Source organism: Corynebacterium faecale, assembly GCF_030408735.1.
Classification (GTDB): Bacteria; Actinomycetota; Actinomycetes; order Mycobacteriales; family Mycobacteriaceae; genus Corynebacterium; species Corynebacterium faecale.
Map to the genome: position 1 here is coordinate 93126 of NZ_CP047205.1, position 10582 is coordinate 103707.

A 10582-nucleotide genomic window follows, 5' to 3' on the forward strand; every position below is an offset into this window, starting at 1 on the left:
GAAAGTGGTGGGAGTCGGGATGTCGGGTGGAAAATAGGGCGGCCTCCGGTGTAGCGAGGAAGGTGCGAACAATCACTGCTAGACACCGGAGGCCTTATCCCCACCCTAAACGCTGCCAACCGTCACGACCTCACCGACACCCAATGGGATTTCCTGGAAACGCTGCTACCAGCCTCTTCCCGGTATGGTCGGCCTCGACGCTACGGCCTGCGGGATCTGATCAACGGCATCCGACACCGCATCCGGTCTGGCATCCCTTGGCGGGATGTGCCTGACTGCTACGGGCCCTGGTGGCGAATCTATGCCCTGTTTCGTGACTGGCAACTATCAGGCACCTGGTCACAGATCGAAGCCGCCCTCCAGACCCGGGCCGATGGCCAGGGGAAACTCGGATGGGACATCTCCGTCGACTCGACCACAAGCCGGGCGCACATCCACGCCGCCGGGGCCCGTCGAGATTCCTCCGAGCGCCTCGACGGTGAACCGGACAACCATGCCCTCGGCCGGTCCCGGGGCGGGTTCTCCACCAAGATCCACCTGGCCTGTGACCAGCATCTACAGACGGTGTCGTTCACGCTTACCGCCGGGCAGTCCGGCGATAGTCCGCAGCTGATCGAAGTCCTGGAACGAATCCGAGTGGCCCGCCCCGGGCCCGGTCGACCCCGCAGTCTGCCGGATCGGGTGCTGGCGGACAAGGCCTACTCCTCACAGGCAAACCGGTCCTACCTGCGGTGCCGGGGCATCACGACCACAATCCCGGTCAAAAAGGACCAGGTCGCGAACCGTCAGGCCAAAGGGTCTGCCGGTGGCCGGCCACCGGCCTTCGACGCAGAGGCCTACAAGGCCCGCAACGTCGTAGAACGCTGCTTCAACGCGCTCAAGCACAATCGCGGGGTGGCCACCCGCTACGACAAGCTCGCCGTCCGATTCCAGGCAGTCGTCCAGGTCGCGAACATTGACCGCTGGCTCAAACGACTTTCGTAACAGGGCCTAATGCGCTGGGTGTTTCGAGGTTTAGTACAGGCAACCGTGTACTTCCTATCGTTATGACTACGGTGACCCTGCCGCACATCTCCGCCTTGTCCCGGATGGGCCACGCCTTGTCCGATGACACCCGGGCCGGAATTTGCTTGCTCGATGACACGAGCCGGCTCGACCGTTTGAGCTGGCACGGCAGTTGGATGTCTTCAAGCAGGTGATGTCGAATCAGTTGGTTTGCTTGCGCGGATGTGGACTGGTGGTCTCCACCCCGCAGGGGCGCAGCGTCTAGTGTCCGCTGGGTGATCCTCGGCAGGGGGGAGGAACCTTGGGTTAGTTCAGTCCAGCGTAGGAATGCAGACCAGACACCACCAGGTTGATGAAGAACAGGTTGAAGATCATCACAGCCAGCGCCAGGATATTGATCCACGCGGCCTTGTGATCACGCCAACCTGCCGTGGCCCGGGCATGTAGATAAGCGGCATACAGGATCCAGGAGATGAAGGAGGCTGTTTCCTTTGGGTCCCAACCCCAGAACCGACCCCACGCGGCTTCTGCCCAGATCGCCCCGAGAACAATCCCCAGGCCGAGAACCGGCAGAGTGATGATGGCCGATTTATACGCCAGCCCATCAAGCTTCTGTGCATGGGGCAGGGGTTTCGCCACCGCACCGAAGAAACCGCGCTCTTCACCCTGGGGCTGCTTGATCCGCAGGAGATACAGCAGGGAAGCGATACCGGAAACTATACCGATCGCCGCACCGAGCGAGACGGTGGAGACATGGATGGGAAGCCAGTAGGACTGTAGTGCCGGGACCACTGGTGCGGACACCGAGTACAGGTTAGTGCCACCGAAGAAGAGCAGTACCAGAATGGGCAACAACAACCACGGCCAAAAACTGCGCCATTCCTTTCGCTGGATCACAATCGAAGCGGATATCACCGACAGCACACAGATCATGGAGATGTACTCGTACATATTTCCCAGTGGGAAACGGTCGGTGGCCAGTCCACGAAGGATCACCGATGCCAGGTGAACGACAGCCCCGAGGTACACCAGCCCCTGGGTCATGCCACCGAACTTGTCGGTGGCGTTCCTCTTCTTGGTGAATTCTTCTTCGCTGAGGGCCTCGATGTCCACACCGCTGGCTGTCTCCACCTCTTGGTTGTCTCCAGCGGAGGAGACCAGTGCTTTTGCTGTCATTTTTTCCCGTGCGCGGTGGGCGTCGATGACTCCCTGAAGCTTCACGTAGTAGATCAGTGAGAGCACCAAGGCTAGTAGGTAGATGACGAACGCTGTCTGGAAGGCGGTGTCGGAGAATGTGGACAAGGTTTGATTAACCGGCATGGGGATGTGGATTCCTTTTGCAGAACATTGGATGTGGATCTACGGGAAAGTCAAGGTCGGTTCAAGTCATGAGAGGGTGCGCCGTTCTCGGTGGATAGATGAAGGATCAGTTTCTGGACGCGGACTGGGCAAACCAGGAGTCATCCTCGGTTTGCTCCGCCACATCATCGGGGTCGGGCAGGTTGAATAGTGCGCGGTGGAGTTTGTCGAACTCCCGACCACCACCGGCGTTATCGGTTCGTGCCAGACCGGCGATCTCCATGGTGGTGGTGTTGTCTGTGGGGCCGGGATACAGACGTATCCAGATACGACGACGCTTGATCAACAGGGAGCTGACCAACGAGATGAGCATGGTCGCTGTGGTCACCAGGACCCACGGTTGGAAGGGGTCGTAGCTGATCTGGAAGTTGGCGAATTCACTGGCACCATCGAACGTGATGGTGGTGCCGTCATCGAGGGTCACGTCACTGCCTTGTTCAAGGTTGACCCGCTCGATTTTCTGTAACTGCCCGCTGGCAATCAGTGTGGGGTCGAGTTCAAAGATGGACTGGGCCCGACCGGTATCCAAGCCAGCATCTCCACGGTAGATATCGATCGCTACTGCGGGATCACGCATGGCAGGGAAGGCTGATGTCAGTAATTCACCGTTGTCCCCGCCCCAGGCTGCGGTGGGGGCAAAGAGGCCTTGGATGGCAATCTGCTGTTGGCGGCGTTCATAAATCTCGGGGTACATCCCGGCCGGTGGATCAAAGCGCATCGCTCCGGAGGAAAGAAAGAAGGTTGGGTCTTCGGGGCCAAATTGGATGGTTTGGGTGCGGGTTTCGCCGTTGGGCCAGGTCACGGTGAATGTTGGTGCGTACCCGTGGCCCATCAGATATACGCGGTCACCTGCCAGTCGCAGCGGGTGGTTGACCTGTAGTTGATAATCGGTCCATTCTTCCTTGGGCCGGAGGATGTGCTCGCCCACGGCGTAGGAGATGTTGGAGGTAAACATCTCCGCCTGGCCGTTACGTAGATAATCGGCGGAGAAGTCGTGGGCATCAAAGCAGAAGGTGTTCAATCCGGTTCCATCGAATACTGGACCGGCGCGGAAAGAATCGAAGTTGGCGGTGGAGGTGTTGCAGAACTCGGTGCTTTGGTCGATCGGAGGGGTCTCGTAGTTGCCGGATTCGGTGACGATGATGACCATGCCCTCGTAGTAGATCATTTTTCCAGCTGCGATCGTAGCCAGCATGCCAACGAGACTGAGATGAAACACCAGGTTCGCCAGTTCGCGGGCGTATCCTCGCTCTGCTGAAAGGGAGAATTTCCCAGCCCGGTCTTGGTTCGGCTGGTAGTCAGCAACTTTCCACCGCTTGAGTAGCTGGCGTGCATCGCGAGTGACCTGGTCCATGGGCTTGTCGATGGTGCCGGTAGCGTGGAATGGAAGTCGTTCCAGGCGTTTTGGTGCACGGGTTGGCGGGGTTTTCAGTGCTTTGTAGTGTTCCCAGGATCGGGGCAGAATGCAGCCGATCAGAGAAAGCGTCAAGAGCATGAAGATAGAATTGAACCAGGTGGATTCGAAAACATCGAAGAGCTGAAGTTGGTCGTAGATCTCAGCGAGTTGGCCGTTGTTGGCAATATAGTCGGCAACATTTCCTGCGTTGAGGCTGCGCTGGGGTAACACGGTGCCGGGAATCGCTGCGATAGCCAGTACAAACAGCAGTGCCAGCGCGGTGCGCATGCTGGTTAACCAGTGCCAAGCCTTCTTGAGATACGTCCAGAAGGTGCGTATCAGGGTAATCATGAGTGTTCCTCTTCAGAGTTTCCAGCCCGACCAGCCGAGATGGTTGATGTAGATGTCAGATGTGGTGGGATCGTCTGGACCGCCACTGATTCCATGGGTCAGATCAGGGTGGCACCGTATTCCACGGTCCACTGGCGAGCCCAGTTGATGAAGTAGGCCCAGGCACCGCTAGTGAGGGCGACACCGACCAGGACCATCAACACCCCGCCGAAAATCTGAATCTTCCGGGAGTGCTTGCCTAACCAACCAAAGGTGCGCATGGCCTTGGCAGAGCCAAACGCCATCAGCAGAAACGGCAGCCCCAATCCCAGGCAGTAACCGATGATGAGGATGACCCCGCGGGCAGCGGTCATTCCCTCGGTGCCTGCGGAAACAGAGATGATTGCAGCAAGTGTTGGGCCAAGACACGGGGTCCAGCCCAATGCGAAGACCCCTCCGAGTAGCGGAGCGCCCAGCCAGGTCGACCACTTCTTGGGAGCCATCCTGGTGTCGCGTTGCAAGGCGGGAACCATCCCCATAAACGCCAAACCCATGAGTATGGTGATCACCCCACCAATGCGCATGAGGGTGTCGGCATTGAGTGTGAGTAGGCTGATTGCCCCGAATACGGTGACGGTGGCCAGCACGAAAACAACTGTGAAGCCAAGGATGAATAATCCGGCTGCGCCAGCCACGGCCCACTGACGTTTCTTGGTCACCACGGCACCGTGTTCGGAGTCGTATTCCACCTCACCGCCCACCACACTTGCCAGATAGGACATATAACCAGGCACCAGAGGCACTACACAGGGGGAAGCAAAAGAAATAAGACCGGCGGCTGCAGCAGCAAAGATCCCGAGCATCAGGGGACCAGAGGCTGCAACATCGGCGAACTGCTGGCCGATGGACAACTGGGCCATCACATCAATAGTCATGATTGAGGTGCCTGTTCAGCTAACGGCAATGCCACGTCGAGGATGTCGTCGGCATCGACTTCACGCAGGAACACCGCAGCCGGGCGGTGCTCTCGGTCCAGAATAATGGTCGTTGGGACCACAGAAGTGGGTATTCCACCCAAAGACGCAGCGGTGCGGAAGGGTGGGTCATAGATCGAGGGGTAGGTCACGCCATTATCGAGGATAAAGTCCTGGGCGATGGTTTGGTTATAGTCGCGGACGTTAATGCCCAGCACGGTGCCACCGAGTGGTTCGAGAGTTTCCTGGACAATTTGGAGATCATCGACTTCTGCGCGGCAAGGGGCACACCATTGTCCCCAGGCGTTGAGGACTACTACCTCGCTGTCAAAGTCGGACAGGTTGATTTCTTCACCTTCCTCCATCAATGATGGCCCGGAAAAGTTCGGCAGGGGGGCGCGTTGCTCTTCGTCGTAGAAAATCTCAGTTTGTCCACCGGGGGAGTGGAACTGGAAGGTGCCCCCGAGAGCGACAGCATTTTGTGCGCCTTCTCCGGAAGAACATGCTGTAACCGTCAGGGTGGTGAGCAGGGCAAGCATGGCGGTGATAATGCGGGGGCGAATTTTCGACATGGACAAGGTCTCCTTTTCCAGGACAAGAGGAAAGAATCCGATGATCTGGCGATTCCGCAGAATCAGTGCATCATCTAATAGGGCCGTGGTGTAGGACTACTCGTAGCGAAGCGAGCTGATCATTCCGGTTTCCATGTGGTAGGCGTTGTGGCAGTGAAATGCCCACTCACCGGGGTTATTGGCGATCAGATCAGCGATCACGGTTTCTCCGTGGCGGAGCAGGACGGTGTCTTTGCGCAGTCCACCGCTGCCGGGTAGAGACCACGTGTGGCCGTGGATGTGCATGGGGTGGGGCATCATGGTCCTGTTGCGCATGACCATCCGCAGGCGCTGGCCTTCCTGCACGGTGCCCGGGGAGGACTGGCCGTTGGTGAGGATGCCCCATTCGTACGGCATCATCTGTCCGCTCAGGTCGATGCTGACTTCTCGGTCTGGTTTGCCCTCCGGCATGAGTGCACGATCCGCGGGTTCAAAGGACGTCAGGAAGGTGCCGGTAGCGTTGAGCTCGGGGAAGGTGGTCTCTGGTGCGGGGGCCTGGCCCCCGGAGGTCCGGACCACGGCGAAGGCCCGGTCATCCTTGCCGGCGGCTAGCGCAGTCAGGGGGAACACACCATCGCCCAGGACCACCTCCACGTCCACGCGCTCGCCCATCGAGAGGTAGAACGATTCGATGTCGCGGGGGCGGACAGGGAAACCGTCGATATGGGTGACGGTCATGCGGTGTCCACCGAGGGCGACTTTGAAGATGGTGTCACCGCCTGCATTGATGAACCGGAGGCGGGCTTTATCCCCCGGTCGGGCGTTGAACGTGCGGTGTGCCCGGGGGATCCGGCCGTTGATGAGGTAGTGCGGATACATAACATCACCGGCATCACCGCCCAGAACGGGGTCAGGGGTGCCGTGGGCCATCATGCCCCCCTCACCACCCATAGCCATCCCGCCATGGTCACCCATATCCATCCCGCCATGGTCACCCATGTTCATCCCCGTCAGCATGCTCAGCTGGTCCTCGGGGGTGCTGCCGTCGATACCGTCGACCCAGTCATCAAGCACGATGGTCCATTCGACATCCTGGTCGTCTGCGTCTTCCGGATCACGGACGATCAACGGAGCATGCAGGCCACGGTCGAGTTGCAGGCCACTGTGGGAATGGTAGAAGTAGGTGCCCCCGTGTGGGGTTTCAAAAAGATAACTAAACGTCTCGCCCGGTTCAATCGGGGATTGGGTCATTCCGGGAACACCGTCGGCCGCGTGATGCAGGGCAATACCATGCCAGTGGATGGAGGTGGATTCGGGAAGTTCGTTGGTGATGTCGACCTGGAGGACATCCCCTGCGGTGGTTTCGATGGCGGGTTCACCGGTATCGGCGTTGTACCCCCAGGTTTTTGCCTCGATGCCACCGATATCGATCGACATGGGTCGGGCTGTTAATTTCTTGTGTACTGAGGGTTGCGCCAAGTTCGTTGGTGTTGGGTACGGGCCACGGGATGGGGAAGTGGTGGCAGGGGCTGTGCCAGTGTTGCCACCGCAGGCGGCCAACGCGCCTGTGCCAGCGAGAACAAGCCCGCCGAGCAAGAACTGTCGCCGGGAAAAGTTACTAGTCATAATTCAAACTTTCTTATTGCCAAGCTCAGAGAAACAAAAGGAACATCCAGACTGAATATCAGGTCAGACGCAGGTCCGTGACACAGGTGGCACCGTCGTCGGTGGTACTGAAGTCAACAGCTCCGGTGTGGCCCCCGTGGTTGATCTCAATGAGTCCTTCGGCATTATCTGGGAGCCAGAAGCCGACAAACCCGTTATCGAAGGTGGTGGTCTCTTCGTTCACCAGAACCTCTCCGGAGGCCTCATCTGTGATCTTTACCTTGATCTGCTCATTGCCCAGTTCGCCCCGACAGGTGGTCAGACTGTGATAGAAGCAGTCATGCGTCTGGTTCAGGTAGGGGGCTATGGATACGTAGGTCAGATTCTCCGGCAGGTCCAAGGCCACTTCCTGGGACTGATCCGAGAGGATGAGTTGATCGGTGCGTACCGAGGCGATGAGATCAGTGGGGCGATCGGCGAGAGCCTGTTGATCAAGTTCGTCAATGATGTCTCTGGCGTCCATGCCTGCCAGACCTTGGGAAACCAGAAGATCCTGATCCCTGGTCTGGTCAGCCACTGCGGAGTCAGAGTCGGTGGTTGTACATCCGGCCAACACCAGGCTGAGGGCGGCGAGAATAATCGCAGCTCGTTTCACATCCATCTCCTAAAGGCAAGTGCTCCACACCGTCCTCTGTGGCGGTGATACCTGGCATTTCTAACACGGATCTCTACCCGGTGAAAAACTAAAAACCCTGCTCAGTCGGTAAAAATGGAGGGATATCTGTTCATAGAAGTGGTCGTTGTCACCACATCCTCCTCATGTGTAGCTTGATGTTGACTGGGGTGGGATCCACGGGAAGTGGCCGCTGCGGTGGGTGAACCTATGGTGGGAGCACCTTTTACTCTTATCCCAGTGCCTGTGACCACCGTGGGTAAGGGAGTCCGTCGTCGGCAACTTACACATCGGTATTTAAAGATTTGGCAAAGATTTCCCTGATCAGGGTTTTCGGGTCTCTTCCGGGCAGGTGTTGGGGAGATACTGGGAGCTATGAGTGAGCACACTAGAACACCCCAGGACCCGGTCGGTAGGGTGTTGGTCGTCGACGATGAGCAACCCCTGGCTCAGATGATCGAGAGTTATCTGGTGCGGGCTGGCTTTGATGTCACCCAGGCTCATACTGGTCCGGAGGCGGTTGAACAGGCACGGGCGTGGGCACCAGATGTGGTGGTACTGGATCTGGGCCTGCCGGAGTTGGATGGAATGGAGGTCTGCCGGCGAATCAGGGAATTCTCGGATTGCTACATCCTCATGCTCACTGCCCGGAACAACGAGGATGACAAAATTGCCGGATTGACCACGGGTGCAGATGACTACATCACCAAACCATTTAGTATCCGGGAACTGGTTACCCGGATCCGTGCGGTTCTGCGTCGGCCTCGCGTTGCCACCATGGGTACCGGGATGACCTCCACCTGGGTGTTTGGGGATCTTGTTGTTGACCTAAGCGCCCATGAGGTTCGAGTCAACGATGTCCCGGTACCTCTCACCCGCACGGAATTTGCGATCCTGGTAGCCCTAGCCACCCATCCTGGTCAGGTTCTGACCCGTCAGGAATTAATCATCGATGTCTGGGATACCTCCTGGATTGGAGATGAGCGCATCATTGATGTCCATATCGGTAATCTGCGGCGCAAGCTAGATATAGGCGAGGCAGGCCAGGGCTATATCGACACTGTCCGTGGTGTTGGCTACCGCATGGGGCGGGCATGACGAACGGAACAAATCTCACCTTCCGCTTTCTGATCGCCCAGGCCGTGGTTGTAGTCATCAGCCTACTGTCAGCCGTGGCCGTAGCATCGCTGGTAGGGCCACCATTATTTCATGATCACCTGTTGATGGCTGATCGCGCGGATGAGCTGCGCCATGTTGAGCAGGCCTACCAGGATGCTGGGCTGATCACCCTGGCCGTGGCGGTGCCGATTGCCTTCGTGTCTGCGCTGTTGGCCAGCTTCTGGCTGGCCCACAAGATCCGAGCACCCCTGCGTGGTCTGACCAGGGCTGCGACTGCGGTCGCGGGGGGAAATTATGACGTTAAAGTCCCTACCGATGATGCCGGCCCAGAGGTGACAACCCTGGCCGTGGCGTTTAACACCATGGCTGACCGGCTCGCACATACCGAAGAGGTGCGTCGCCAACTCTTATCCGATCTTGCACACGAAATGAGCACACCCGTATCCGTCCTTAGCGTTTACCTCGATGGTCTACAAGATGAGATCGTGGACTGGAATGCCACCACGCAGCAGGTGATGGGGGAACAACTGCAACGCCTCACCCGATTGATCGAGGACCTCGATGATGTCTCCCGCGCCCAGGAAGACCGCATTGAATTAGACCGTGCCGAACAACCCCTGGGTGAGCTTATCCATGCCAGCGCAATCGCGGCACAGGAGGCCTACGCGCTCAAAGGGGTGAGCCTGCAGGTGGTTCCTGTCACAGCGCCCGTTTTCGTGTTCGTGGACCGCCAACGTTTCGGCCAGGTCATGGGCAATCTATTGTCCAATGCACTGCGTCACACTCCCGCAGGTGGTCAGGTCATGATCAGCGCCCGTCGACAAGGTTCGGAAACCGTGCTGATTGATGTGACGGACAACGGGGAAGGGTTGACCAGCGACCAGCTGGGGCACATCTTCGAACGCTTTTACCGCGGTGACGCTGCCCGCAATCGTGACAACGGTGGTTCTGGGATTGGTCTCACGATTTCCAAGGCATTAGTCGAAACCCACGGTGGCACCCTGACTGCTGCGTCCGCCGGGCCTGGTACCGGGACCACACTCACCATCCGTCTCCCACTTTCTCCACCATCAGGGGGTTCTGCTCATGGCCATTCCGTCTTACCTGGGGCATGAAAACTCTCAACCCCTAGCCCATATACCCCATGGGGGTATATGGTGGTGGGTGAGAACCTCCCCAGTCCACTCTTATCAGGAGCTTGAAGATGACCACCCTGCTGCCATTGACCTCCACCCAATCGACTGATCCCGCTGGTTGTGGGTGCTGCGGCCCTGCCGAGTCAGCTGAGGCTTCCGCCCCCAGCGGTGACGCGGCCACTGAATCCATGACCCGATATCGAGTATCTGGTTTGTCCTGCACCGGGTGTGTCAACACTGTCACCTCTGCCCTCGGGGAGGTGCCACAGATCACTTCAGTTGATATAGAACTGATCAAGGGTGGTGTCTCCACGATCACCGTGACCGGAACCGCATCCCGGAAAACCGTCACGCAGGCCATTGAACAAGCCGGTTATGCCCTCGCCCCTTCCTGATCCGACCACCCACCACCCCCAGAGAAAGACAGGAGTTTC

General features: G+C 58.3%; 10 protein-coding genes and 1 pseudogene. 5 read left to right on the forward strand and 6 right to left on the reverse strand.

Annotated elements, in window-relative coordinates; translation table 11 throughout:
- Positions 1-96 precede the first annotated feature (96 nt).
- Both CFAEC_RS13955 and CFAEC_RS13960 read left to right on the forward strand, forming a co-directional pair.
- Positions 97-984, forward strand: a complete 888-nt coding sequence (locus tag CFAEC_RS13955) for an IS5 family transposase (protein ID WP_290280213.1) — start codon at positions 97-99, stop codon at positions 982-984.
- A 62-nt stretch (positions 985-1046) separates the two neighbouring features.
- Positions 1047-1267 (forward strand): annotated as a pseudogene (locus CFAEC_RS13960) (ArsR/SmtB family transcription factor); the annotation flags it as partial.
- A gap of 44 nt (positions 1268-1311) precedes the next feature.
- Here the strand turns inward: CFAEC_RS13960 and ccsB are convergent.
- From ccsB to CFAEC_RS13990, 6 genes are all read right to left on the reverse strand, one after another.
- On the reverse strand, positions 1312-2325 hold the full coding sequence (gene ccsB, locus CFAEC_RS13965) for a c-type cytochrome biogenesis protein CcsB (RefSeq protein ID WP_191734559.1): 1014 nt from the start codon (positions 2323-2325) through the stop codon (positions 1312-1314).
- 106 nt (positions 2326-2431) lie between these two features.
- On the reverse strand, positions 2432-4111 hold the full coding sequence (locus CFAEC_RS13970; RefSeq protein ID WP_290280073.1) for a cytochrome c biogenesis protein ResB: 1680 nt from the start codon (positions 4109-4111) through the stop codon (positions 2432-2434).
- Positions 4112-4209: 98 nt separating this feature from the next.
- A complete protein-coding gene (locus CFAEC_RS13975) occupies positions 4210-5025 on the reverse strand; it encodes a cytochrome c biogenesis CcdA family protein (protein WP_191734560.1) in 816 nt (271 codons plus the stop codon).
- The gene (locus CFAEC_RS13980) at positions 5022-5636 is read right to left on the reverse strand and encodes a TlpA family protein disulfide reductase (RefSeq protein ID WP_290280076.1); all 615 of its coding nucleotides are present in this window, start codon (positions 5634-5636) and stop codon (positions 5022-5024) included. Before CFAEC_RS13980 ends, CFAEC_RS13975 begins: the two co-directional genes overlap by 4 nt.
- Positions 5637-5732: 96 nt before the next feature.
- Positions 5733-7241: a multicopper oxidase family protein gene (locus CFAEC_RS13985; protein ID WP_290280078.1), complete on the reverse strand. Its 1509-nt coding sequence runs from the start codon at positions 7239-7241 to the stop codon at positions 5733-5735.
- Positions 7242-7299: 58 nt separating this feature from the next.
- Positions 7300-7875, reverse strand: coding sequence for a CueP family metal-binding protein (locus tag CFAEC_RS13990; RefSeq protein WP_191734563.1), 576 nt, complete (start codon positions 7873-7875; stop codon positions 7300-7302).
- Between the two features lie 393 nt (positions 7876-8268).
- Between CFAEC_RS13990 and CFAEC_RS13995 the strand changes: the two genes are divergently transcribed.
- The 3 genes from CFAEC_RS13995 to CFAEC_RS14005 all read left to right on the forward strand — a co-directional run bounded on the left by CFAEC_RS13995 (position 8269) and on the right by CFAEC_RS14005 (position 10543).
- Complete coding sequence (locus tag CFAEC_RS13995; RefSeq protein WP_290280081.1) at positions 8269-8991, forward strand: response regulator transcription factor; 723 nt, start codon at positions 8269-8271, stop codon at positions 8989-8991.
- On the forward strand, positions 8988-10127 hold the full coding sequence (locus CFAEC_RS14000) for a sensor histidine kinase (protein ID WP_290280082.1): 1140 nt from the start codon (positions 8988-8990) through the stop codon (positions 10125-10127). Before CFAEC_RS13995 ends, CFAEC_RS14000 begins: the two co-directional genes overlap by 4 nt.
- 89 nt (positions 10128-10216) lie before the next feature.
- Positions 10217-10543: a heavy-metal-associated domain-containing protein gene (locus CFAEC_RS14005; protein WP_191734566.1), complete on the forward strand. Its 327-nt coding sequence runs from the start codon at positions 10217-10219 to the stop codon at positions 10541-10543.
- The last annotated feature ends 39 nt before the right edge of the window (positions 10544-10582 follow it).